Origin of the sequence: Marinilactibacillus sp. Marseille-P9653, from assembly GCF_916618885.1 — a bacterium.
Taxonomy (GTDB): domain Bacteria; phylum Bacillota; class Bacilli; order Lactobacillales; family Carnobacteriaceae_A; genus Marinilactibacillus.
In genome coordinates this window covers 1,862,177-1,886,052 of sequence record NZ_CAKAKH010000001.1, presented here as the reverse complement: position 1 = coordinate 1,886,052, position 23,876 = coordinate 1,862,177, and the positions used below count along the sequence as shown (strand labels likewise).

The 23,876-nt window shown below is 36.5% G+C and carries 25 protein-coding genes; 20 read left to right on the top strand and 5 right to left on the bottom strand.

Translation table 11 applies throughout. From position 1 onward, the window contains the following. Positions 1–10 precede the first annotated feature (10 nt). On the top strand, positions 11–1,144 hold the full coding sequence (locus LG377_RS09215) for a competence protein CoiA (RefSeq protein WP_225744366.1): 1,134 nt from the start codon (positions 11–13) through the stop codon (positions 1,142–1,144). An 85-nt stretch (positions 1,145–1,229) separates the two neighbouring features. Continuing rightward, positions 1,230–3,047, top strand: coding sequence for an oligoendopeptidase F (pepF, locus tag LG377_RS09210; RefSeq protein WP_225744365.1), 1,818 nt, complete (start codon positions 1,230–1,232; stop codon positions 3,045–3,047). 141 nt (positions 3,048–3,188) lie between these two features. Here pepF and LG377_RS09205 read toward each other — a convergent pair whose 3' ends face one another. Next, complete coding sequence (locus LG377_RS09205) at positions 3,189–3,818, bottom strand: DsbA family protein (RefSeq protein ID WP_225744364.1); 630 nt, start codon at positions 3,816–3,818, stop codon at positions 3,189–3,191. A gap of 222 nt (positions 3,819–4,040) precedes the next feature. Next, complete coding sequence (locus LG377_RS09200; protein WP_225744363.1) at positions 4,041–4,631, bottom strand: CYTH domain-containing protein; 591 nt, start codon at positions 4,629–4,631, stop codon at positions 4,041–4,043. Between the two features lie 101 nt (positions 4,632–4,732). On the opposite strand from LG377_RS09200, the gene LG377_RS09195 reads away from it, so the two are divergent. The 5 genes from LG377_RS09195 to LG377_RS09175 all read left to right on the top strand — a co-directional run bounded on the left by LG377_RS09195 (position 4,733) and on the right by LG377_RS09175 (position 8,635). Further along, complete coding sequence (locus LG377_RS09195; protein ID WP_225744362.1) at positions 4,733–5,386, top strand: GTP pyrophosphokinase family protein; 654 nt, start codon at positions 4,733–4,735, stop codon at positions 5,384–5,386. A gap of 4 nt (positions 5,387–5,390) precedes the next feature. Beyond that, positions 5,391–6,200, top strand: a complete 810-nt coding sequence (locus LG377_RS09190; protein ID WP_225744361.1) for an NAD kinase — start codon at positions 5,391–5,393, stop codon at positions 6,198–6,200. Positions 6,201–6,470: 270 nt separating this feature from the next. Continuing rightward, a complete protein-coding gene (locus tag LG377_RS09185; RefSeq protein ID WP_225744360.1) occupies positions 6,471–7,364 on the top strand; it encodes an RluA family pseudouridine synthase in 894 nt (297 codons plus the stop codon). Then, positions 7,365–8,345: a ComEC/Rec2 family competence protein gene (locus LG377_RS09180; RefSeq protein WP_225744359.1), complete on the top strand. Its 981-nt coding sequence runs from the start codon at positions 7,365–7,367 to the stop codon at positions 8,343–8,345. Between the two features lie 38 nt (positions 8,346–8,383). Further along, positions 8,384–8,635, top strand: a complete 252-nt coding sequence (locus LG377_RS09175; RefSeq protein WP_225744358.1) for a DUF3006 family protein — start codon at positions 8,384–8,386, stop codon at positions 8,633–8,635. Between the two features lie 44 nt (positions 8,636–8,679). Here the strand turns inward: LG377_RS09175 and LG377_RS09170 are convergent, their stop codons facing one another. After that, positions 8,680–9,111 carry a GNAT family N-acetyltransferase gene (locus LG377_RS09170; protein ID WP_225744357.1) on the bottom strand — a complete coding sequence of 144 codons (432 nt, stop codon included), beginning with the start codon at positions 9,109–9,111 and terminating at the stop codon, positions 8,680–8,682. Positions 9,112–9,256: 145 nt separating this feature from the next. On the opposite strand from LG377_RS09170, the gene LG377_RS09165 reads away from it, so the two are divergent. Together LG377_RS09165 and LG377_RS09160 are read left to right on the top strand one after the other, a co-directional pair. Further along, a complete protein-coding gene (locus tag LG377_RS09165) occupies positions 9,257–10,351 on the top strand; it encodes an AI-2E family transporter (protein ID WP_225744356.1) in 1,095 nt (364 codons plus the stop codon). 45 nt (positions 10,352–10,396) lie between these two features. Then, positions 10,397–11,995, top strand: coding sequence for a peptide chain release factor 3 (locus LG377_RS09160; RefSeq protein WP_225744355.1), 1,599 nt, complete (start codon positions 10,397–10,399; stop codon positions 11,993–11,995). A gap of 68 nt (positions 11,996–12,063) precedes the next feature. Here LG377_RS09160 and LG377_RS09155 read toward each other — a convergent pair whose 3' ends face one another. After that, positions 12,064–14,334 (bottom strand): ATP-dependent Clp protease ATP-binding subunit, encoded by a 2,271-nt coding sequence (locus LG377_RS09155; protein WP_225744354.1) that lies wholly within the window; start codon positions 14,332–14,334, stop codon positions 12,064–12,066. Positions 14,335–14,701: 367 nt separating this feature from the next. Here LG377_RS09155 and LG377_RS09150 point away from each other — a divergent pair, with 367 nt between their 5' ends. The 3 genes from LG377_RS09150 (at position 14,702) to LG377_RS09140 (ending at position 17,692) form a co-directional block, all read left to right on the top strand. Further along, positions 14,702–14,968, top strand: coding sequence for a phosphocarrier protein HPr (locus LG377_RS09150; RefSeq protein WP_225744353.1), 267 nt, complete (start codon positions 14,702–14,704; stop codon positions 14,966–14,968). Next, on the top strand, positions 14,968–16,692 hold the full coding sequence (gene ptsP, locus LG377_RS09145) for a phosphoenolpyruvate--protein phosphotransferase (RefSeq protein ID WP_225744352.1): 1,725 nt from the start codon (positions 14,968–14,970) through the stop codon (positions 16,690–16,692). The genes LG377_RS09150 and ptsP overlap by 1 nt, the downstream gene beginning before the upstream one ends. A 91-nt stretch (positions 16,693–16,783) precedes the next feature. Next, positions 16,784–17,692 (top strand): NAD(P)-dependent oxidoreductase, encoded by a 909-nt coding sequence (locus LG377_RS09140; RefSeq protein WP_255612811.1) that lies wholly within the window; start codon positions 16,784–16,786, stop codon positions 17,690–17,692. A 39-nt stretch (positions 17,693–17,731) separates the two neighbouring features. On the opposite strand, the gene LG377_RS09135 is transcribed toward LG377_RS09140, so the two are convergent. Continuing rightward, positions 17,732–18,919, bottom strand: coding sequence for a pyridoxal phosphate-dependent aminotransferase (locus tag LG377_RS09135; RefSeq protein WP_225744350.1), 1,188 nt, complete (start codon positions 18,917–18,919; stop codon positions 17,732–17,734). A 189-nt stretch (positions 18,920–19,108) separates the two neighbouring features. Here LG377_RS09135 and LG377_RS09130 point away from each other — a divergent pair, with 189 nt between their 5' ends. The 8 genes from LG377_RS09130 to LG377_RS09095 all read left to right on the top strand — a co-directional run bounded on the left by LG377_RS09130 (position 19,109) and on the right by LG377_RS09095 (position 23,869). Beyond that, the gene (locus LG377_RS09130) at positions 19,109–19,360 is read left to right on the top strand and encodes a YkuJ family protein (protein ID WP_225744349.1); all 252 of its coding nucleotides are present in this window, start codon (positions 19,109–19,111) and stop codon (positions 19,358–19,360) included. Positions 19,361–19,513: 153 nt separating this feature from the next. After that, positions 19,514–20,050, top strand: a complete 537-nt coding sequence (locus LG377_RS09125) for a YqeG family HAD IIIA-type phosphatase (protein ID WP_225744348.1) — start codon at positions 19,514–19,516, stop codon at positions 20,048–20,050. Next, the gene (gene yqeH, locus LG377_RS09120) at positions 20,037–21,164 is read left to right on the top strand and encodes a ribosome biogenesis GTPase YqeH (protein ID WP_225744347.1); all 1,128 of its coding nucleotides are present in this window, start codon (positions 20,037–20,039) and stop codon (positions 21,162–21,164) included. Before LG377_RS09125 ends, yqeH begins: the two co-directional genes overlap by 14 nt. A gap of 33 nt (positions 21,165–21,197) precedes the next feature. Beyond that, on the top strand, positions 21,198–21,512 hold the full coding sequence (gene yhbY, locus LG377_RS09115) for a ribosome assembly RNA-binding protein YhbY (RefSeq protein WP_225744346.1): 315 nt from the start codon (positions 21,198–21,200) through the stop codon (positions 21,510–21,512). A 31-nt stretch (positions 21,513–21,543) separates the two neighbouring features. Next, positions 21,544–22,185, top strand: coding sequence for a nicotinate-nucleotide adenylyltransferase (locus tag LG377_RS09110; RefSeq protein ID WP_225744345.1), 642 nt, complete (start codon positions 21,544–21,546; stop codon positions 22,183–22,185). After that, positions 22,169–22,795, top strand: a complete 627-nt coding sequence (yqeK, locus tag LG377_RS09105) for a bis(5'-nucleosyl)-tetraphosphatase (symmetrical) YqeK (RefSeq protein ID WP_225744344.1) — start codon at positions 22,169–22,171, stop codon at positions 22,793–22,795. Before LG377_RS09110 ends, yqeK begins: the two co-directional genes overlap by 17 nt. Then, on the top strand, positions 22,788–23,147 hold the full coding sequence (gene rsfS, locus LG377_RS09100; protein ID WP_225744343.1) for a ribosome silencing factor: 360 nt from the start codon (positions 22,788–22,790) through the stop codon (positions 23,145–23,147). The genes yqeK and rsfS overlap by 8 nt, the downstream gene beginning before the upstream one ends. Then, positions 23,147–23,869: a class I SAM-dependent methyltransferase gene (locus LG377_RS09095; protein WP_225744342.1), complete on the top strand. Its 723-nt coding sequence runs from the start codon at positions 23,147–23,149 to the stop codon at positions 23,867–23,869. Before rsfS ends, LG377_RS09095 begins: the two co-directional genes overlap by 1 nt. Positions 23,870–23,876: the final 7 nt, after the last annotated feature.

Sequence of the window (23,876 nt, the reverse complement as noted above, 5' to 3'; positions counted from 1 at the left end):
GGATGATAGCATGCTCATAGCGATGAATGAAATGCACAGAACAATTTTTGCTTTTGAAGAAGGTGCGCGTAATCTGAAAAAGTTATATTGTCCAACATGTAAACAAAGCGTTTTTTTAAAAAAAGGTGCACTCAAAGTTCCACATTTTTCTCATTATAAAAAAGAGGCTTGCGAGAGCTTTTCAGAAGGAGAAACGATGGAACATCTTAATGGAAAGCTGCAGTTGTATACAATACTAAAAAATTACAAACTGAACGTAGAACTTGAAGCGTATCTACCAAATTTAAAGCAGAGGCCTGATATCCTTTTAAACATAGAACAACGAAAGATCGCAATAGAATTTCAATGTAGTCAATTACCGATTCAGAAAATGCTGGAGAGAACAAGGAACTATCTGAAACACGGGTATCAGCCATATTGGATTCTTGGAGATCGTTTTTTTAAAAACACTCAGATGACTCAATTGAAACGATCTTTCATTCGGTTTAATCCAAAATGCGGACTTTACTTGTTACATTATAAAGCCGAAAAGAATCGTTTAGAGATTATACATAGTTTTGATAAAAAGGCGAATCGAATCTGGAATACAGAAAAGACGACCATCTCAGATCGAAACTTAGTGCAAATCTTTCTAGATGATTTTTCGTTTACTGAAAGAGTTTCTGAAAAACGTGTAGAAAATTTCTCATTGTATCATGCACATTTAAATCTACAGAAACAAATGGCCTATTCAAATCCTGGGATCAGAAATTTCGCCAGTTTATTGTATAGTGAGTCAGAAAGTCTGATGAGTATGCCTATTGAAGTCTATTATCCACTGGATAATCAATGGATTGTATTAACTGAACCAGTTGAATGGAAGTATCGACTTTTAGTTTGGGTTGAAAAACATGAAAGTCATCAAATTATAACTGAAAAGCGCCTATTCAGTTATATTGAAGAATTGCGTAAACAAGAAAAACTCTTACTATCAAAAATGCCGCTTTTACAAAAAGATTACTTTTATCAGATTTTTATGAGCTATATGAAGATACTTGTTGAAATGAAAATATTACGTGAACTAAGAGCAAAGAAATGGGTTATTTTAAGGCCCGCTAAACGATTTAATAACGAAGATGAAAAAAATCTGGCATTGATTTCTTAAATAAACAGATAACATAATTTGTGTATTCTCTTAGAATTCAAATTATGTTATCATTATTTCATAGTTATATATTAGGAGGGGAATTATGTCAAAGACGAACAGTTTACCAAACCGCGAAGAAGTTTCTGAAGAGTTGACATGGGATTTAACCGTTATATTTAAATCAGATGAAGAATGGGAAGATAAGATCAAAGATACTGAACAAAAAGTGAAGGAAATCTCTCAATTACAAGGAACGTTAAGTAATGGTGCAAAGGCATTTCTTGATGCGCTTGTATCTATGCTAGATGTATTCCAGTCCTTTGGATCAGTTTACGTATACGCTCATTTGAAAAATGATCAAGATACTTCAAACGGAACCTATCAGGCTATGAATGACAGAGCAAGACTGTTAGCAACTAAAGCTGGGGAAGCAACGTCTTGGTTTGAGCCAGAGTTATTGACACTTAAAGAAGAAACGTTAAATAGCTATTTTGAAGAAGAACAGGAATTGAAACAATACAAGCATTATATTGATCAGTTAACAGCTAATCGTGAGCATGTACTTTCTGCTGATATGGAGGCTTTGTTGGCTGGAGCTAGTGACATCCTGTCTGCTTCAAGCCAGACATTTAGTGTATTGAACAATGCAGATTTGACGTTCCCGAAAGTGAAAGGTGAACAAGGAGAAGAAGTTCAATTATCACATGGTATGTATGGGGAACTTCTTGAAAGTACAAACAGAGAGGTGAGAGCAGAAGCCTTCAAAAAAATGTATGAAGTATATGAGGGGTTAAAAAATACATTTGCTAGTACGCTCTCTGCTAACGTTAAAAACCATAATTACCAAGCTAGTGTTCATAAATTTGATTCTGCTAGACATAGAGCATTATCTGGGAATCATATACCTGAGTCCGTTCATGAAACGCTTATTGACATCGTAAATGAACATTTACCTTTATTACACAGATATATGGACTTACGTAAAAAATTGTTAAATGTGGACGAACTTCATATGTACGATCTTTACACACCAATCACAGGTGAAGCTAGTCTTAAGTACAGCTATGAGGAAGCAAAACAAGAAACCTTTAAAGGTCTTGCACCTTTAGGCGAAGAGTACCGTAATGTATTAAATCAAGCTTTTGATAATCGTTGGATAGATGTAGTCGAAAATAAAGGAAAACGAAGTGGAGCTTATTCTTCAGGAGACTATGATACAAATCCATATATTCTCTTAAACTGGCATGATTCATTGAATCACTTATATACATTGGTTCACGAATTAGGTCATAGTGCACATAGTTACTTTACAAGAGAAACACAACCTTATGTATATGGAGATTACTCAATTTTTTTAGCAGAAATCGCTTCAACTACGAATGAAAACATTCTTACGGACCATCTGCTTAAAACGACGACAGATCCTAAAGCACGTGCATATGTATTAAATCATTATCTAGATGGTTTCAAAGGAACTGTTTTCCGTCAAACACAATTTGCAGAATTTGAGCATTTTATGCATGAGGAAGCAGCGAAAGGGATACCTTTAACAGCAGATTACTTGAGCGAAAGTTATGCAGAAATCAACAGTAAGTATTACGGAGAGTCTGTGGAAAAAGATCATGAGATTCAGTTCGAGTGGGCACGGATTCCACATTTCTACTACAATTATTATGTCTATCAATATTCCACTGGATTCTGCGCTGCTACAGCATTGGCTGATAAGATTCTAGCTGAAGAAGAAGGTGCACTTGAGCATTATCTGGCATATCTGAAATCAGGGAGCAGTGATTTTCCGATTGAAGTTATGAAAAAAGCTGGAGTGGATATGACGAACAAAGAATATATCGAAAAAGCGATGAAAGTATTTGAAGAAAGATTGAATGAACTGGAGTCTGTATTAGAAGAATTGAAGCTTTAAAAAGAAAGAGGCTGGGACAAAACTAGCCAAATAGAAGAAAAGCCGTCAAATCTAGGATATCTATCCCTTGATTTGAAGGCTTTTCTACTTGTCTGATTTTGCGAAACAATATTAATCAGAGACTTTTGTCTCAGCCTCTTTTTATACCATTTGGAATTTATATTTATTTTTTAAATCTGGAAGTTCAGTAGTAAGCGTACTATCAGAACAAATTCCATGTAATAAGCTGCTAGTAATAGTTGTTTCAATTCGGTATCCGCACTCTGCGTCTGAACCATTAAATAAAACACAAGCTGGAGTTTCGTTAACAGCCATTTCTTCAGCAAGCTTTTGATCTTTAGTGAAAGCTGCTTTTGCAAGATCAGATTCTAAATCTTCTTCGAACATATCCGTGTCTAATTTAGCTGATTCTGCGCAATCCAACATCATTGATTTAGTAAGAAATCCATTGGAATTCAAGATGCTTTCTTGAAGGTTCATAAGGAATGTTCTTGCTTTCTTTTTACCTTGCATAGAAGCAGCAGCGAAAGCTAGACTTGCGTTAAAAGAATCAGTATATAAACGATTACGATTCTCTACAGAAGTGCTATTGTACTTTTCGTCTAATAATTGCTTTTTAACTGATTTAAAGTTCAATAGTGGAACGAATCGTATTTTAACTTTTTCGTCTCTTTCTTTGGAGAATGTTTCGATAACTTCTTCAGCTTCGTAACTTTTAACTCCTAGAGGATTAACAAACAAGAAAATTTCAATAACATTATTTAAACTCATACTCTACTCACCTAACGATCATTTATTTTTGAATCTAGTTCTAGTTTTAGTAATAATTAATTATGTCGGTTTATTGTTAATTTCTGGTAAACGTTGTTTACGTCCTTTACATATATTAGATTAACAAAGACTCTTATAATTTGATAATTATCTGCACACAATTTGTCATAAAAAAAGTTTGGCTGTGACAATTTCGACACAATTGTTCGAATGTCAGATTTATCATAGAGTCCTTTTTTGTTGATCCTGTACGGCTCTTGAAATTTTATTAGGGGTATCACGCTCAGGAATGTCGTATTGAGTTAGGAGATTCTTAATAAACTGTTTACCCTCTGTAGAAGTCGTGCTTTCTATTTCAAGTTCGTAATCGATTTGGTCACCGTACCAGCTTTTATCAAGAACGATCAGACAAGAATGTACTTTTTTTTCTAACCGCTGTGTGCGAAGTTGTGCAATGATATATAAAGGGGTCATTGAATCAATACCATAGGAAGCAAGTAGATCTGCTATTTGGCCAGTAGGATAAATGACTGTCTTCTCAACTAATGCACGAGCTCGCTCGATTGTTAAGGATTCATTTGTTTCGAGTAAATGTCCTTCATGAGGTGACTTAAGTGTCATCTCAGCAACATCATCCTTGATACGGATTCTTAAAGCCAACTGATTTTCTTTCAGGACCATTTCTTTGGAATCAAAATAGATATTTTCTTGGGTAAACGATTCGGCTTTGTTTATTTCAAAAGCTTTGATTAGTTTCTCGTATTCTAATTCAGTCAATAAGTTTTTATATTCGATTTCAACATTCTGGCTCATTATTATCCCCATTTCATCGTCTGTGGTACGGATTTATACCTGAATATGGTACAATAGATAAGAGAAGAATGAAAGTAGGAAATGAAAAGAAGGTTGTATATATGGATAGAGACTGGGAATTATTTTTACTTCCGTATACCCAAACAGTTGATGAATTAAAAGTTAAACTTAAAGGTTTACGGTCAATGTACAAACTAAGAAAAGAACACGGACCAATTGAATTTGTGACGGGGCGAGTAAAACCTGTCAATAGTATTTTACTGAAATCAAGAACGAGAAATATTTCTCTTGATAAATTGGAAACTGATATGGAAGACCTAGCCGGTATTCGTATTATGTGTCCGTTTGTGGAAGATATACATGATGTTGTAAAGATGCTTAAGCAAAGAGAAGATATAAAAGTATTACAAGAAAAGGATTATGTGTCTCACAAAAAAGAAAGTGGGTACCGTTCGTATCATTTAATCTGTGAATACCCAGTCCAGCTGATTGATGAGTTGAAATATGTACTGGTTGAAGTTCAAATACGTACGCTTGCCATGAATTTCTGGGCATCTATAGAGCATTCGTTGAATTATAAGTACCAAGGAGAGTTTCCGGATGAAATCAATATCCGTTTGCAAAAAGCTGCAGAATCGGCTTTTAGATTAGATGAAGAAATGTCTACAATTAGAGAAGAAATCAAAGAAGCTCAAAGGAATTTCAGATTCAAAGATGAGCAGGAAGCATTTGATCTGAATAACTGGAAGGAATAATAACGTGAGAATAGCGATTGTTTATAACTCTACCGAAGAATCCGTTAAAGTGTTCAAGAAATTAAGAGCGATGCTGCTAGAACATCAGTTTATTTTAGACCAGAAAAATCCTTCAATTGTTATATCGGTTGGAGGAGATGGAACATTGCTCTCCGCATTCCATCGCTATGCCCATATGCTGGATGGTGTAAGATTTATCGGTGTGCATACTGGACATTTAGGGTTTTACACAGACTGGCGTGAATATAATATCGGTGAATTAATCGAAAGTCTTAAATCCGACAACGGTGAATATGTTGAATATCCACTATTGGATGTAGAAATTTATTATAATCACAAACCTAAACCTACCCATTTCCTTGCATTGAATGAATCTACAATTAAACGAGTAGATGGAACATTGGTTTGTGATGTCTACATAAGAGATGAACACTTCGAACGTTTCAGAGGAGACGGACTTTGTATTTCAACACCTACAGGTTCTACAGGCTACAATAAATCTATTGGCGGAGCCGTTTTGCATCCTAGACTTGAAGCTTTACAGCTGACTGAAATGGCTTCACTCAATAATAGGGTGTTTAGAACACTCAGTTCACCACTCATTATTGCACCCGATGAATGGATAAGAATCAGACCAATCGAAACAAATGATTTTGTATTTTCCATTGACCAAGTAGTTACCAATGAAACTCAAGCAACTGAATTGAGATTTAAAATTGCAGAAGAGCGGATCCGGTTTGCACGTTACCAACATACGCACTTTTGGAATCGTGTAGAGGATGCATTTTTAGGTGCCAAAAAGAACGAAGACTAACCTTTTGAATAATAATTCAATCGGATTAACTTAATGGACTAGTAAAGCAGGTAGATTTTGATTTAATCAAAATCTACCTGCTTTACTGATGATATCAGAATATAAAAAGAGACGTGTAGCAAGGTTAAAGTTAAAATTTTTGACCATTTATGGTTACTATCTGATTAAATATACTTGATAAACGCTGAGCCAGTATGAATTTTGTGATAGTATAAATGCAGTCTAATGACAAGTAAGAGAGTAAAACTCTCTAAGGAGAGAATAAACGTAATGATGATTGAATGGACATATAAAAAATCTGAACAAAACACCTTGAAGTCTTTTTTGCAAGAACAATCTGTTTCTAAAAAAATGCTGGCGAAAGTTAAATTTAAAGGCGGTCAGCTTGAAGTAAATGATCAGATCGTAAGAGTTAGAGAATTATTGAATTACGGAGACGTGGTTAGAATGTCTATTCCAATAGAACCGTCGAATCCACATCTGATTCCTTCCTATAATGAACTAGATATTCTATTTGAGGATGAACACTATATCATAATCAATAAACCTTCTGGACTGGCATCTGTTCCTTCACCGACGCATAGAGAAGATACAATGGCCAATAGAATTAGAGGGTACGTAGAAACCCAGCAATATATTCATAAGACAGTGCACGTCGTTACTAGACTGGATAGAGAAACGTCTGGGGCAATGATTTTTGCAAAACACGCTTTTGCGCATTCCATGATCGATCAAATCTTGAGAAGACAAGAAATCGATAAAACCTACCAGGCAGTCGTATCTAAAGTGTTAACTGAAAAGCATGCTTATATAGACGGACCTATTGGTCGTACAGTGGATTCCATTATTACTCGGATGGTTAGAGATGACGGGAAGCCCTCATTGACTGAGTACTGGACAGAAGAGATACTAGAGGAAGCTACGTTGGTTAAAGTTAAATTACACACGGGAAGAACGCATCAGATCAGAGTCCATTTTGCATATGACGGTCATCCTTTGATAGGGGATGATCTTTACGGAGAAGACAGTGGAAGATTTCATAGACAAGCTCTACACTGCTCTAAACTTCAGTTCAAACATCCCTTTACTAATGAAGACGTTCTAGTTGAGGCGCCACTCCCAGAAGATATCACTGGCTTAATAGAAAATCTAAGAGGTAATTAAATGGTTAGAAAGAAAAAAATGACTAAAAAACAAAAACAGCAGAGAATACAAGTTTCTGTGACAGCTTTCCTGATTGCTTTAGCATTTTTTATAGGATTATTTTTTGGAGATAATCCATATGATGCGAATTACTTTGCAGATAAGTGGCAGGAACTCACAAGAGAATGGGCTATGTATATTCCAAGCTCTGAACCGGAAAGTAGCTCCAATGGAACGATTCGCTTTTTTGATGTTGGCCAAGGCTCTTCCACATTGTATCAGTCAGAAGATGGTACAAATATTGTCATTGATACGGGTAGATATGACGATTCAGATAAGCGGATTGTTAGTTATCTTGATAAATATATTGGCACTGGTGGAAAAATTGATCTGCTGATTTTCACCCACAATGATGCAGATCATATTGGGAATGGAGATTTAGTGTTGGAGTACTTTCAAGTGGATGAGGTTTGGATGAACGGGGTTGATCATACTACTAGAGTTTATGAAAAGCTGCTGGACGCAATTAGTGAATCAGATGCTAATTATTATGAACCTAAGGCTGGTGAGACTAAAGATATCGGTCCTTTTAAGATAGAAGTATTAAATCCTCAAGAAGACAATAGAACCACAGACCACAATGAAGAATCGATTGTGACAAGAACGACGATTAGTAAAACGAGCGTCATGAACTCAGGAGATGCATCTTCGACGGTAGAAAAACAAATAGTAGAACAATATAGAAATTTGAAGGCAGAGGTTATGTTGATTGGACACCATGGTTCTAAAGATAGTAATAGTACAGAGTGGCTAAACGCTGTCGATCCGAAAGTAGCCATCATTCAAGCTGGTTTGAACAATAGCTATGGACACCCACATAAAGAAACACTTGAACGAATCAATCATCAAGGAATTCCCTTGTATAGTACGATGGAAGAAGGGACAGTCACCATTGCCGTTGAAGAAGATGGTACGTTTTCAATAAACAAGGAGCAGCCTTAAACCTAAAAGAATAACAAAAAAGTAATGGAGAGGATATCATGCGTGTTGTTTTGGAATCTGTCAATGATGAGTTAGCTACGTTGATTCCAGATGATGGATCAGGTGCAATCGTTATTGGAAAAAGAGAGCTTCCGGAGTATGTTCATGTTGGTGATGTTCTTGAAGTAGTATTTCGACTGGAAGGTTCTGTCCAATCAATCGAGTCAATTGAGCGGATAGTAGGAGAAACAGAAAAAAGGAAAGCAAGAATTAAAAGTAAAAGAGAAAAATTGAAGAATCGAAAAAACTGATGGGACCAGATCGGTTCCATCAGTTTTTTTAGTTATACAACAATTTAAAGCTCTTTGATCATTCTGTGGTGTGGAATACCAGCATCTGGAAAACCTTCCCCCTCAATAGTATATCCTGATTTTTCATAAAAATTGAGTGCGTGATCTTGCGCATCAAGTATCAGTTTTTTTCCTTTAAGAGATTGAACTTTAGCTTCTACTTCGGCCATAAGAACTTTTCCAGTCCCTTTGCCTCTAGCCGTTTTTGAAACAGCAACTCTTTGGATTTTATAAACGTCAGGTTCTTTTTCATATATCCTAGCTGTTGCGACGGGAGTGCCATCTAAATAGCCCACCACATGTGAAGTCTGATCTTCTAATTCATCAATTTCTAGTTCAATAGGAACTTTCTGTTCCTCAACGAACACTGTTTTTCTTATATGTATAGCATCTTTATAAGTTGGATCAGATAAATCCGTAGTCCATTTAAATTCCATGATCTTTCCTCCTAAGTGAATGATTCTTATAATCTTATCATTATTTTTACTTTTTCGTCAATGAATAGTACCAACTCCCCCTTTTAATTCTAGGCGCACTGTCATATAATGAAGTGTGAATATAAAAGCTGAGGAGATATAAAAATTGATAAATTGGAAAAATTCTAAAATAATGTTTTGGACGATATGGTTTTTAGCTGTAGCCTTACTGATTTTTATATTACAACAAATCGATTTTATATTGAATCCTATACTCGCTATTTTAACGTCTTTGTTTATGCCGTTATTAATAGCAGGGTTTTTATTTTATCTATTGAACCCTATAGTCAAAGGGCTTGAAAAAATAAGAGTGAAAAGAATATTTGGAGTCGCACTCGTTATGATTTTTTTAGTGGGATTGGTTGTACTGACGGTATTTCTAGGTCTGCCTATCTTAATTGAACAAACGAGTTCTTTAATTGCGGGGATTCCAGATTTTATAAATGAACTAGATTTTTATTTTAGAAAACTAGGGGACGAGCCGTGGATGGATCAGGTGGATTTCAATGAAATTCTTCTGAATATCGAAACTTGGCTCAGAAATCTATCATCAGGATTTTTAGGAGGTATGATGACCAGTGTAGGAAGTTTCCTTCAAAGTCTGACTGATTTCTTTTTCACCTTTATCACAGTACCTGTCATTTTATTTTACATGCTATATGACGGTCATAGATTTCCAGGATATTTAGAAAAAATCAGTCCAGAACCATACAAGAAAAATACAAAAGAATTAGCATTGAAAATAAACGAGACGATTGCAAGTTATATAAGTGGAAAAGGGATGGCTTCTTTACTTGTTGGAATATTACTATTCATCATGTATTCAATTGCTCAGTTTCCTTTCGCTTTACTCTTGTCAGTATTTGCAGCAATCACCAATTTTATTCCCTATGTTGGTCCGTTCATTGGAGCTGGTCCGGCTATCGTAGTAGGATTAATAGACTCACCAGGAAAAGCAGTGCTTGCAGCGATATTTGTTCTGATTGTTCAACAATTAGATGGTAATCTGTTTACACCTTTCCTAGTAGGGAAGTCACTTTCCGTTCATCCGCTTACCGTCATTTTGATCTTGTTGGCTTCTGCCAATATTGCTGGACTATTAGGGATGTTGATTGGTGTTCCAGTTTTTGCGATCATTAAAACTGTGTTACTTTATATACTGAAAATCAACAAAGAAAAGAAAATAACACTGACGAAATAATGAATAAGATAAACTTAATGATGCTTGATAGAAGAAGGAGTTACTATGTCGACAGAAGTAAATGAAAACAAACAATTAAAAAAAGAAGTAGAATCTAGAAGAACCTTTGCGATTATTTCGCATCCGGATGCTGGTAAAACGACCATCACAGAGCAATTACTACTATTTGGTGGTGCAATCAGACAAGCAGGTACTGTTAAGGCAAAGAAATCTGGTAAATTTGCAAAATCCGATTGGATGGAAATTGAAAAGCAACGTGGAATCTCTGTAACCAGTTCGGTTATGCAATTTGATTATGATGAAAAAAGAATCAATATTTTGGATACTCCAGGACACGAGGATTTTTCTGAAGATACCTACCGTACATTGATGGCCGTTGATGCTGCTGTCATGGTAGTAGATAGTGCCAAAGGTATAGAAGAGCAGACAAAAAAATTATTTAAAGTTTGTAGAATGCGGGGTATCCCAATCTTTACATTTATGAACAAACTGGATAGAGATGGTAGAGAGCCGCTTGAACTCGTTGAAGAACTTGAAGAGGTTCTTGAAATTGATGCTTACCCGATGAACTGGCCGATTGGATCTGGGAAAAACTTCCTTGGCCTATATGATTTGTTCCATAACCGTATTGAAATGTTCCGCCCAGAAGAATCAAATCAAGGGAATCGATTTATTCCACTTAATGAAGAGGGAGAAATCGAAGAGGAACATGCTTTAAAAAATGAAAGTTTATATGATCAGGTTCTTGAAGAAGCATTGCTTTTAAAAGAAGCAGGAAATGAATTTTCTAAAGAAGCGATTCTAGATGGAGAGTTGACACCAGTATTCTTTGGCTCAGCTTTGACAAATTTTGGAGTTCAAACGTTTTTAGAAACGTTCTTGCAATTTGCTCCAGCGCCTGTAGGACATACGGATGTAGATGGGAACGAAGTTGCACCTACTAAAGAAGAATTTTCAGGATTTGTATTCAAAATACAAGCTAATATGGATCCTAAACATCGTGACCGTATCGCTTTTGTCCGAATTTGTTCAGGCGAGTTTGAAAGAGGTATTGATGTAACTTTATCTCGTACAGATAAAAAAATGAGACTATCTAATTCTACTCAATTTATGGCTGAGAATAGAGAAAGTGTTAAAGGAGCTGTAGCAGGAGATATTATTGGCCTTTATGACACTGGGAACTTCCAGATAGGCGATACGATCTATGAAGGTAAACAGGAAATTAATTTTGAAAGTCTTCCTCAGTTCACCCCTGAATTATTCGTTAAAGTGGAAGCTAAAAACGTTATGAAACAAAAGTCTTTTCACAAAGGAATTAATCAATTAGTGCAAGAAGGTGCGATTCAATTATATAAGTCGTTCCATACGGAAACATATATTATCGGTGCAGTAGGACAATTGCAGTTTGAGGTGTTCCAGCATCGTATGCTGAATGAATACAATTCTGAAGTCGTCATGACTTCCATTGGTAGTAGAATCGCTCGATGGATTGATCCTGAACAACTAGATGAAAATATGGGATCTAGCAGAAATATGCTAGTTAGAGACCGTTTTGATCGACCGTTGTTCTTGTTTGAAAATCAATTTGCAGAAAGATGGTTCAGCGACAAATATCCTGGAGTTGAATTAACTTCATTACTATAAAATAGAAAACGCACCTCCGTTACTGCACAATTGCAGTTTGAACGGAGGTGCGTTTTTGTGTTTATATCTTATTCATCTGTTTCTTCAGAAGATTCAGAATCATCATTTTTTGTTTCAATCGTTTCGGATGGAGTCGAAGATTCTTCAGAATATTGGGTAATGACGATTGAATTTGAATCGTCTACCGTAGCCATAATATTTCCGACTTGAGGATTGTTTAGATAAAACTCAGCAACTTTATCTTCGATTTGCTCTTCAATCACTCTACGGAGTGGACGCGCACCCATTTTAGGATCGTAACCAAGATCCACTAATCTTTCTTTTGCAGCATCATCCACTGTAACTGTAATATTATGTTGTTTAAGTGCTGTATTAATATCTTCTAACATCAACGTAACGATTTCCAGCAAATGTTCTTTGGATAATGAATGGAACTCAACAATACCATCTAATCGGTTCAAGAATTCTGGTTTAAAGAATTCCCCTAGATTGTTTAAAAGTGAATGCTGACGTCCGCTGATTTGAGCACCAAAACCTACACTTGATTCAACATTCGTTGTCCCAGCGTTACTTGTCATAATGATAATGGTTTCCTTAAAGTTCACGGTACGACCTTGAGCATCTGTTAAACGTCCATCATCCAGAATCTGTAGGAACATATGAAGAACGTCGGGGTGGGCTTTTTCAACTTCATCCACGAGTATTAAGCTATATGGATTTCGACGTATTTTTTCGGTCAACTGTCCAGCTTCTTCATATCCTACATAACCAGGAGGAGAGCCAATCAGTTTGGAAGTGCTGTGTTTCTCCATAAATTCACTCATATCTAAGCGAACGTATGAATCTTTACTTCCGAATAACTCCAAGGCTAATGTTTTAGCTAATTCCGTTTTACCAACACCAGTTGGTCCTACAAATAAGAATGAACCAATTGGTCTATTTTTTTGTCTCAATCCGATTCGATTTCTTCGAATAGATTTAGCTACTTTTTCAACGGCATCATCTTGACCAATAACGTGTTTGCGAAGAGAATCATCGAGATCTCTTAATTGCTCTTGTTCTTTTTCTTTCAGTTCTCCGACTGGAATACCTGTTTTCTGTTCAATAATATGCACCATATCTTTTTCAGTAATAACAGGCAAATCAGATTCTGGAGTTTGCTGATTCATCATTTCTTTGTGTTTCGTTACTTGATCACGGTAGAAAGCTGCTTTTTCGTAATCTTCTTGCTGAAGAGCGGTTTGTTTTTGTTTTTCAGCTTCATCAATTTTCTCTTGAATTTCTTCAGGATCAATTGTGCGTATCGTTAAGTTCTTTTTAGATCCAGCTTCATCGAGTAAATCGATGGCTTTGTCTGGCAAGAAACGGTCTTGTATATATCGATGAGACAATTCAACCGCACTCTGGATAGCTTTATCCGTATAGTTAACGTGATGATAATCCTCATATTGTTTTTGAATACCTTTAAGAATAGTGACGGCTTCTTCAAGAGATGGCTCGCTCACTCGGACTGGCTGTAAACGACGTTCTAATGCTGGATCTTTCTCTATTTTTCTGTACTCATTTAATGTTGTTGCGCCTACCATTTGAAGCTCGCCACGAGCTAATGCTGGTTTCAGGATATTGCCTGCATCCATGCTGCTGCCTTCAGCTGTTCCAGCGCCTACTAATTCATGAACTTCATCGATAAATAGGATAATGGAATCATCATCTCTTAATTCTTTGATCAATTGCTGCATACGCTCTTCAAATTGACCACGAATACCTGTACCTTGAACAAGTGAAGCAACATCTAATCGAATCACTTCTTTTTTCAATAATTTTTGTGGGACGTCGTCATTAATAATTTTCAACGCGAGTCCTTCTACGATAGCTGTTTTACCGACACCAGCTTCTCCTGTCAAAACAGGGTTGTTTTTAGTTCTACGGTTAAGGATTTCAATAACCCGCTCAATTTCTTTATCACGGCCGATTACAGGATCGATTTTTCCTTCTTTAGCCATTTGAGTTAAATCTACTCCGTATTCGCCTAGAAGCCCACCTCTACGATTTGGATTTTGAGGAGGTTGTTGACCATTACCTCTAAAATTCTGTTGAGTAGGGGGTGTCTGTGGATTTTGTGGTCCTGTATTGTTTTGTGATAAAGCTTTGAAAAGATCATCGAAGTTTCCAAAACCGAAAGGATCTTGTCCCGCTCCTTGATTCATTCTTCTTTGCTCCTCTTGTTGTTTAATTTCTCTATAACATTTCTGACATAAGTCTATTTCACGTTTTTTTCCGTTAACACTTGTCGTTAAATGAATGGTTGCATTTCGTTGCATGCATCTTTGACAAATCATTTCTAGTCACGACCTTTCTATTATTTATCGTAATTACAGTATACTAGGATAGAAGCAAAAGGTCAGTTGGAAAGATTAGTTGATTTTTGGTGATCAATTACACAGATAGATATCCGCAAAAAGCGCATTGACCAATTTTGACCTATCGCTATCTTTTATTATACTCTGACCTATTTTGACTTTCAAGTGATAAATACCTCTAAATAGTAAAAAATAGTTGTAGGTAATTAAGAAAAGTGGTAATCTGTATAGGAAGAAAGGTAAAATTGACTTATTATGCCTAAATTTACTGTTTTTGAGTATATTATATGGTAACGGTTATTTTACTATTTTCAAAACTATTAAATTTGTAAAGGGGAAACTTACAATGGAAAAACGCAACTATAACGTAACTGCAGAAACAGGTATTCACGCACGTCCAGCAACTTTATTGGTACAAACTGCGAGCAAATATAACTCAGATATTACTTTAGAGTACAAAGGTAAATCTGTAAACTTGAAATCTATCATGGGTGTTATGTCACTTGGTGTAGGTCAAGGCGCAGAAGTTACAATCTCTGCTGAAGGTGCAGATGAAACTGAAGCAATCGAAGGAATCGAACAAACAATCAAAAACGAGGGAATGGCTGAATAATGGCATCACAAGTATCTGGTATTGCTGCAAGTGATGGTATCGCTCAAGCTAAAGCGTATCTTTTAGTAGAACCTGATTTATCATTTGAGAAAAAGACGATTTCAGACGTTGAATCTGAAGTAACTCGTCTTCAGGCTGCTATTGATACTGCTAAAGAAGAGCTTGCTAATATACGATCAATTGCTGCTGAGTCACTTGGAGAAGAAGAGGCGCAAGTCTTTGATGCACATACTATGGTGCTTTCTGATCCTGACTTGATAGAGCAAACAAACACTGTAATCAATGATGAAAAGGTTAATGCAGAAGCTGCTTTTCAAAAAACATCTGACATGTTCATTACAATGTTTGAAGGCATGGAAGATAACCCTTATATGCAAGAAAGAGCAGCGGATATCCGTGACGTGCGTAAGCGTGTAATGTCTCACTTGCTTGGCGTAAAACTTCCAACTCCTGCAACTATTGATGAAGAAGTTATTATCATTGCAGAAGATCTAACACCGAGTGATACTGCTCAGTTAAATAAAGAATTTGTAAAGGCTTTTGTGACAAATATTGGTGGACGTACGTCTCACTCTGCTATCATGGCTCGTTCGTTGGAAATTCCTGCAATTGTAGGAACAAACAACATTACGGAACTTGTATCAGAAGGTGACTTTTTAGTAGTTGATGGAATGGAAGGCGATGTATTCGTTAATCCTTCTGAAGATACTAAAAAAGCTTACAACGATAAAGCAGAAGAATTTGCTTCTTTAAAACTTGAATGGGAACGCTTGAAAGACGAAAAAAGTGTAACTAAAGACGGTAAACATGTTGAGTTAGCTGCTAATATCGGAACACCTAAAGATTTAAATGGTGTAACTGAAAATGGTGGCGAAGCAATCGGTTTATACCGTACTGAGTTCCTTTATATGGATTCAAAAGAACTACCTACTGAAGACGAACAATATACTGCATATAAAGCAGTACTAGAAGGCATGGATGGAAAACCTGTTGTTGTACGTACGATGGATATTGGTGGGGATAAAGAACTTCCATATCTAGAACTTCCTAATGAAATGAACCCATTCTTAGGATACAGAGCGATTCGTGTAAGTTTGGATCAAGATGAGATTTTCCGTACACAACTACGTGCTTTACTTCGTGCGTCAGTTCACGGGACTTTGAGAATCATGTTCCCTATGATTGCGACTCTTCCTGAATTTAGAAGCGCGAAAGCCATTCTAGAAGAAGAAAAAGCAAAATTAGTTGAAAATGGTATTGAAGTTTCTAATGACATTCAAGTTGGTATCATGATTGAAATTCCAGCTGCAGCTGTTTTAGCTGATCAGTTTGCTAAAGAAGTTGACTTCTTTAGTATTGGAACGAATGATTTGATTCAATATACAATGGCAGCTGACCGTATGAATGAACGCGTTTCTTACTTGTACCAACCATATAACCCTTCAATTTTACGCTTAATCAAGAATGTTATTGATGCAGCGCATAAAGAAGGCAAGTGGGCTGGTATGTGTGGAGAAATGGCTGGAGATCAAATCGCTGTGCCGATTCTTGTTGGACTTGGACTTGACGAGTTTTCAATGAGTGCAACTAGCATTCTTAAAACACGTAGTCTATTAACTGAACTTGATTCAACTGAGATGAAAGAATTAAGTGAAAAAGCACTTAACGAATGCACTTCAGCAGAAGAAGTTATCAAACTAGTTGAACAATATACTGCAAAATAAACAAAAGCACTTCAGAAGACGTTAAGTCTTTTGAAGTGCTTTATTTTTATGGCTTATTAATGAAAATTCTAACTGAACTAAGGTCGAACGAGTGCTATACTGTAATCAGTATTTCTATAAGGGAGAGAATAGTATGAAAACAATCGGATTTATCGGTACTGGCGTAATGGGTGCTTCAATTGTTGGTCATCTAATGGATGCGGGTTATCATGTTAATGTGTATAATCGTACAAAAAGCAAAGCAGAAGAGCTGATTAATAATGGTGCGCAATGGAAAGAAACACCAAAAGAGATTGCTAAATCTAGTGAGCTGATTTTTACGATGGTAGGATTTCCTGAAGATGTAGAAGAAGTTTACTATGGAGAAAACGGAATTTTTGAAGGGGTCAACGAAGGATCTGTCCTAGTAGATCTGACAACGAGTAAGCCATCTCTTGCTCAGAGAATTTACGATACGGCAAAAGAAAAGAACGTACACTCGTTAGATGCTCCAGTTTCTGGAGGCGATCTAGGGGCAAAAAATGGGACAGTAACGACTATGGTAGGTGGAGATGAATCAACCTTCAAGCAAGTTGAGCCTATTTTTATGACGTTTTCTGGAACGCTTGAGTTACAAGGAGCAGCAGGAAGTGGTCAACATACTAAAATGGCTAATCAAATTATGATAGCCGGAACGATGACTGGACTATCTGAATTACTTGTCTACGCTAAAGCAGCTGGATTAAATCTGGAAAAAGTGCTGAAGACAGTTGGTGGAGGAAGTGCTGCTAACTGGTCACTTCAAAACTACGGTCCACGTATTCTTAAAAAAGACTACTCAGCAGGATTCTTTGTCAAACATTTTATTAAAGATCTTGGTATCGCTCTAGACGAAGCTGACAAAATGGGACTAGATCTACCTTCTACAAAAAATGCTAAAGCACTCTATGATCAACTAAAAGAAGCTGGGCATGCAGATGAAGGCACACAAGCTTTAATTCAGTTATGGTGGAAAGACTAATATATAGAAAAAAGCCAATCAGTGCTGATTGGCTTTTTTCTAGTTTACTGATGGTTGTTCCATGTATTTTGTCAATCGGTGCATAGCTTCTTCGATTTCAGCCATACTGGAAGCATAACTTAATCGAACAAAACCTTCTCCTGCTTTGCCGAAAGCAACACCAGGAATAAATCCAACTTTAGCTTTTTGAGCTAGATCATAGCAAAAGTCAAAGCTGTTTTGGATATAACCTTCAGGAATTTTTGCGAATATATAAAAAGCTCCGTTTGGTTTAGCAATTTCAAACCCTAATCTATGCATGATTTCATAAATATAATCTCTTCTTTTCTTGTACTCTTCTCGCATGGGAAGAGCATCATCCATGCCGTTTTCCAGTGCTTCAATTCCAGCGTATTGAGTGATACTGGAAGCACTCGTTACAAGATACTGATGAACTTTAATAATTTGTTGCGTAATTGCTTTTGGAGCTAAAGTGAATCCAAGTCTCCACCCGGTCATAGCATGCGATTTTGAAAGACCGTTGACAACAATCGTCTGATCAAAAAGATATTCTCCAAGAGAAATATGGCTACCTTCATAAACCAGTTCGCTATAAATTTCATCACTGATTGCAAAAACATCAGGATATTGTTTCAATGTATTGGCGATTGCAATGACTTCTTCGCGATTCCAAGTTACCCCTGTAGGATTCGTTGGATAATTCAAGATAATAGCCTTCACTTTATCTCCATGTATAGACATCGCTTCTTGAATCATTTCCGGTGAAAGAATAAAATCATTTCCAGTAGTATCGATATAAACGGGTTCAGCCTTCCCTAAAATGACGAGTGGCTCGTATAGTGAAAAGAACGGAGAAGGGATCAGTACTTTATCTCCAGGGTTTAAAATCGCGAGCAAGGATGCTGCCAAAGCTTCAGTTGCGCCGACAGTTGAAAGAATCTCTGATTGAGGATCATAGGAAATGTTGTACTTCACTTTCATAAAGTTGGCCACAGCTTCTCTTAAGCGTAATTCTCCAGCCATACCTGTGTAAAAAGATAGATTATTCTTTATGGCTTCAATACCTGCATCTTTAACGTGCTGAGGAGTTGGGAAATCTGGCTGACCTAAAGTCAATTTAATCAAACCATCTATAGAAGCAATTTTTTCGTCAAATAATCGTATTCCGGATATTTCGATTTCTTGTGTCTGGGCATTGAATAATTGGTGCAAATTGGTCATATCCATGAAGATCCTCCTAATGATTGTTAGAAATCATTTTATCATACTATGAGAAAAAAAGTAGGGAATTCTTTTATTTTTATCATTTAAGGTGAGATCTTGAAAAAGAACCAGCTCTCTTACTGTAATTTACAGGGAAATCTGGTAAAATAAGTAAGTGAAAGTTTAGAAGACAAGCAGGAAGGGGAATACCAGATGAAACCATCCCAACTTATACCGATTATAAGAAGATTAGATGCGATGAGAGAAGACGAAAGCGATGAAGTCCAAGTCAGAAGATTTGAAAAAGACGGCAAGGAGCAATGTATCGTTCGTTATGACAAAGCCTCACGCATGTATGAATTGGAAGATCGTACAAGTGCGCAGACGTATGAATTTGATAACATTGACTATGTCGCTGTTGAGATTTTAGAACTCGTACAACCAGCAACTTCGACTGAAGATTAAAGTCATGCACATAGGAAGTGCTTAACGGTGCTTCCTATTTTTTTGAATATTTATAGAACCCATTTATTAGGCCAATGCTCTTCCTGCGAGAGCCTGTAATATATAAATAGTCGTCAACGAGAACGGTTCATCTCATTGGAAAGGAAGAAGCGAATGCTAAACAGTTTCAAGCCAACTTGGATGGTCAATTCCATTTATCAAATTACGCCTGAACAGTTGAAGAAAAAAAACATAAAAGTTGTATTGACAGATCTTGATAATACGCTCATTGCATGGAATAATCCTGAAGCAACGGAAGAAACACTAGAGTGGATAGAATTGATGAAGAAAAGTGGCATTCATGTTGTCATTATCTCAAATAATAAACGTAAAAGAGTGGGTAAAGTAGCTACTTTGCTAGAGCTTGACTTCATCCCCAACGCAATGAAACCTCTTCAGAAAGGGTTTAAACAAGCTCAAGCGCAATTTGATATGACGAAAGATGAAATCTTAATGGTTGGTGATCAAATTATAACTGATATAAAAGGCGCTAATCATGCTGGTATTCGAAGTGTGCTTGTGAAACCCATACTAGATTCAGATGCTTGGAATACTAGATTCAATCGATTTATCGAACTGAAAATTATGAATTACCTTATAAAAAAAGATCCTGATATGAAATGGAGGAACTCAATCCATGAACGAGTCTAACGACACTGATATGATCTGTATCGGTTGTGGTGCAGTACTACAGTCCGAACACGATAATAAAGCTGGATTTTTACCGCAATCCGTTATCAATAATATTGATGAAGACCAAGAAGTTTACTGTAAACGATGTTTTCGGTTAAGACATTATAATGAAGTTCAAGACGTTGAGCTAACAGATGCTGATTTTTTGAATATGCTACACGAAATTAGCGATAAAAAAGCCTTAATCATCAATATTGTAGATATTTTTGATTTCAATGGAAGTTTTATTCCTGGAATTCAACGATTTGCTGGAAATAATCCGGTGATTCTAGTAGGAAACAAAACAGACTTGCTTCCTAAATCTTTAAAAGAAGGAAAAATGAGACAGTGGCTTACAGAACGAGCTCATGAAGCAGGTTTACACCCAAAAGCAGTTTTCTTAACTAGTGCGGTCAAAGCTGATTCAGTAGAAGCATTAATGAAAATGATCGACAAAGAACGTAATGGACAAGATGTATATGTCGTTGGGACGACAAATGTTGGTAAATCAACCCTGATTAATCAAATTATTAAGCTCGCTACGGATACTGAAGATGTGATTACAACATCTTATTTCCCTGGTACAACACTTGGTAAGATAGAAATACCTCTGGATGATAACCACGTACTAGTCGATACACCAGGAATTATTCAATCTTCTCAAATTGCCCATTATCTAACTCCAAAAGAACTGAAGTACGTAACACCTAGAAAAGAAATTAAACCAAAAGTATATCAATTAAACGAAGAGCAAACACTGTTTCTTGGTGGATTAGCAAGATTTGACTATATCAAGGGTAACGGTAAGCAACCTTTTGTTTGTTATTTATCCAATGAATTGACTATACACAGAACAAAACTAGAAAAAGCGGATGACCTGTATGCAAGACAAAAAGGGGCAGTGTTAACGCCTCCTTTCGAAGAAAGTCTAGATACACTTCCAGAATTAAAACGATTCGAATTTATGATCAAAGAACCTACTGATTTAGTGTTTTCTGGATTAGGTTGGATCTCAATCGAACATGCTGGAACAAAAGTTGCCGGATGGGCTCCTAAAGGCGTCGATATCATAATCAGAAAATCATTAATTTAACGAAACTAAGCAGATTCAAGGAAGGACAAAACTATGAAACTCACTGGAAAGCAAAAAAGATTTTTAAGAGCACAAGCTAACGAAATGTCTCCAATCTTCCAGATCGGAAAAAACGGTCTAACAGAAGAAATGGTAGCAGAATTTGAAGAATCAATCGAGAACAGAGAATTGATGAAAGTTCAATTACTTCAAAACACAGATTTAGAGCCTAAAGAAGCGAAAGCTTTCATTGAAGATCATTCTTCTATAGACGTTGTGCAAACGATTGGTAAAGTACTTGTATTGTTCAAACCATCTAAAAAAGAAAAGTACCAAGCTTATTCAACTAGATTACCCCGCTCAAATTAACGAAAAGAAAGAGTAAGGAAGGCGAAGGAAAGTGTCTGAAAAACTATCTAAAGTCATTGAACCTCAAGTGATGTTTGAGAGTACGCTGTTAGATGAAAGAAAAAAAGTTGGTATTCTAGGTGGAACATTCAATCCGCCACATTTGGGCCATTTGATTATAGCAGATCAGGTCAAGAATCAGCTTGGACTTGAAAAGATTCTTTTTCTTCCATCCGCTGAACCTCCGCATGCACAAGGCAAAAAAACAATCGATGCAAAACACAGAGTCAAAATGGTTGAGCAAGCGATAGCTGAACGACCGGACTTTGAGGTTGAATTGTCTGAGATCCAGCGTGGTGGAAAGAGTTATACTTACGACACCATTCGTAGGTTAACTGAAGAAAATCCAGAAATAGACTATTATTTTATTATTGGGGCAGATATGGTTGAAAACCTCCCCACATGGTATAAAGTAGAAGAATTGATCAACCTTATACAATTTGTTGCGGTCAATCGGCCGTCCTATTCGGTCGAAACAGAGTATCCGCTAATCTTTATTGATGTTCCAAATATTGAAATTAGCTCTAGTCTAGTTCGTCAGAAAATAATGGATCACTGTTCAGTGAATTACCTTATACCTGATTCAGTCATCCAATATATCGAAAAGGAAGGGTTGTATGACATTGAAACTTAAAACAGTAACGTATTCTAATGCATATATCGACCTTTCTAGAGAAGAGCTTCTCGAACAAGTCAGCCAAGTAATGAGTGATAAACGCTTCACTCATGTTAAAGGGGTAGAACAAGCCGCTCTAGAACTAGCTGAAAGATATGGAGCGAATCTTGAGCAAGTGAGTATTGCGGCATTGCTTCATGATTTCGCAAAAGAACAATCTGACGAAGAGATGCGAGATATCATTATCAGTGAAAATATGGACCTGGAATTGCTTCAGTATGGTAACAATATCTGGCATGGACCAGTAGGCGCTGTAGTTGTTAGAAATCAGTTCTCCATTCAAGATCAGGACATATTGGATGCAATACGTCATCATACTGTAGGCTCTCCTCATATGGGAATTGTTGAGCAGATCATCTATCTAGCAGACTATATCGAGCCCAATCGCACCTTTAAAGGTGTTGATAAAGCTAGAAAACTAGCTGAAATAGATATGGAAAAAGGCATAGCCTATGCGACGTTCAAAACACTGAAGCACTTATTAAATAAAAACGTAAAAATCTACCCAAAAGCCATTGAAACATATAATGCATGGGTCGTACAAAAACAGGAGGAATTACATGACTAAAACAGCAGAGCAAATTCTAGAATTCGTAGTAAAAGCAGCAGATGACAAACTATCCGAAGAAATCGTCGCACTTGATATGAGAGGTGTTTCTTTACTGGCTGATTATTTTGTTGTCACACATGGAAATAATGAAAGACAAATTTCTGCGATAACAGAAGCTATTAAAGATGCAGCAGAAGAAAATCAAGTTGAAGTTAGAAATGTCGAAGGTAAGGACGGCGGAAACTGGATATTGATTGATTTAGGAGAAGTGATCGTCCACTTATTCAACCAAGAGGAAAGAGAATTTTATCAATTGGAAAGACTATGGACAGATGCACCTTTCGTAGATGTGTCTAACTGGACTGAATAGTGAAGTACAATTGGTTTGCAAAGGTCTATGACGAGCTAATGGACGACACCTTGTATCCAAAATGGGCTACGTATACAGGGCAGCATTTGACTGGTCAAGATCATATTCTAGAATTAGGATGCGGTACTGGGATTCTAGCAACAGAGTTGACAAAAGCCGGATTTGATATTACAGGACTAGACCTTTCTTCAGACATGCTCAGCCTGGCATATGATAGACAAATCGATACAGGCATTCAGTATCCGCTGGTAGAAATGGATATGAAAGATTTTTCTGAATTAGGAAAGTTTGATGGTATCCTTTGTTACAGTGATGCTTTGTGTTATATCCAATCTGAAGAAGAAAAGAAACAAATTTTTCAAGAAGTATATAATCAATTGACTGAAGAGGGAACCTTTTTATTCGATGTTCACTCTATCTATCAAATAGAACAATTCAAACAATTTTCTTACCACGATGAAGTCAATCAAATTGTTTTCCTTTGGGATAGTTTCGAAGGTGAACAAGATTATTCTATAGAACACCAATTAACCTTCTTTGTTGAAAATGAAAATGAAACATACGAACGATTTGAAGAAGTACACAGAGAATGGACACACCCACTAGAAACTTATATTGATCTGTTGAAGAGCGTCGGATTTAAAAACATCGAAGTAACAGCAGATTTTGGTGGCACAGTATCAGATACAAGTAAAAGATGGTTTTTTGCAGCTAAAAAGTGAGGGATAC

Excerpts from the sequence above, each read along its gene's own strand:
- LG377_RS09215 (WP_225744366.1), top strand. The coding sequence starts at position 11 with ATGCTCATAGCGATGAATGAAATGCACAGAACAATTTTTGCTTTTGAA.
- pepF (WP_225744365.1), top strand. The coding sequence starts at position 1,230 with ATGTCAAAGACGAACAGTTTACCAAACCGCGAAGAAGTTTCTGAAGAG.
- LG377_RS09205 (WP_225744364.1), bottom strand. The coding sequence starts at position 3,818 with ATGAGTTTAAATAATGTTATTGAAATTTTCTTGTTTGTTAATCCTCTA.
- LG377_RS09200 (WP_225744363.1), bottom strand. The coding sequence starts at position 4,631 with ATGAGCCAGAATGTTGAAATCGAATATAAAAACTTATTGACTGAATTA.
- LG377_RS09195 (WP_225744362.1), top strand. The coding sequence starts at position 4,733 with ATGGATAGAGACTGGGAATTATTTTTACTTCCGTATACCCAAACAGTT.
- LG377_RS09185 (WP_225744360.1), top strand. The coding sequence starts at position 6,471 with ATGATGATTGAATGGACATATAAAAAATCTGAACAAAACACCTTGAAG.
- LG377_RS09180 (WP_225744359.1), top strand. The coding sequence starts at position 7,365 with ATGGTTAGAAAGAAAAAAATGACTAAAAAACAAAAACAGCAGAGAATA.
- LG377_RS09175 (WP_225744358.1), top strand. The coding sequence starts at position 8,384 with ATGCGTGTTGTTTTGGAATCTGTCAATGATGAGTTAGCTACGTTGATT.
- LG377_RS09170 (WP_225744357.1), bottom strand. The coding sequence starts at position 9,111 with ATGGAATTTAAATGGACTACGGATTTATCTGATCCAACTTATAAAGAT.
- LG377_RS09160 (WP_225744355.1), top strand. The coding sequence starts at position 10,397 with ATGTCGACAGAAGTAAATGAAAACAAACAATTAAAAAAAGAAGTAGAA.
- LG377_RS09155 (WP_225744354.1), bottom strand. The coding sequence starts at position 14,334 with ATGATTTGTCAAAGATGCATGCAACGAAATGCAACCATTCATTTAACG.
- LG377_RS09150 (WP_225744353.1), top strand. The coding sequence starts at position 14,702 with ATGGAAAAACGCAACTATAACGTAACTGCAGAAACAGGTATTCACGCA.
- ptsP (WP_225744352.1), top strand. The coding sequence starts at position 14,968 with ATGGCATCACAAGTATCTGGTATTGCTGCAAGTGATGGTATCGCTCAA.
- LG377_RS09135 (WP_225744350.1), bottom strand. The coding sequence starts at position 18,919 with ATGGATATGACCAATTTGCACCAATTATTCAATGCCCAGACACAAGAA.
- LG377_RS09130 (WP_225744349.1), top strand. The coding sequence starts at position 19,109 with ATGAAACCATCCCAACTTATACCGATTATAAGAAGATTAGATGCGATG.
- LG377_RS09125 (WP_225744348.1), top strand. The coding sequence starts at position 19,514 with ATGCTAAACAGTTTCAAGCCAACTTGGATGGTCAATTCCATTTATCAA.
- yqeH (WP_225744347.1), top strand. The coding sequence starts at position 20,037 with ATGAACGAGTCTAACGACACTGATATGATCTGTATCGGTTGTGGTGCA.
- yhbY (WP_225744346.1), top strand. The coding sequence starts at position 21,198 with ATGAAACTCACTGGAAAGCAAAAAAGATTTTTAAGAGCACAAGCTAAC.
- yqeK (WP_225744344.1), top strand. The coding sequence starts at position 22,169 with ATGACATTGAAACTTAAAACAGTAACGTATTCTAATGCATATATCGAC.
- rsfS (WP_225744343.1), top strand. The coding sequence starts at position 22,788 with ATGACTAAAACAGCAGAGCAAATTCTAGAATTCGTAGTAAAAGCAGCA.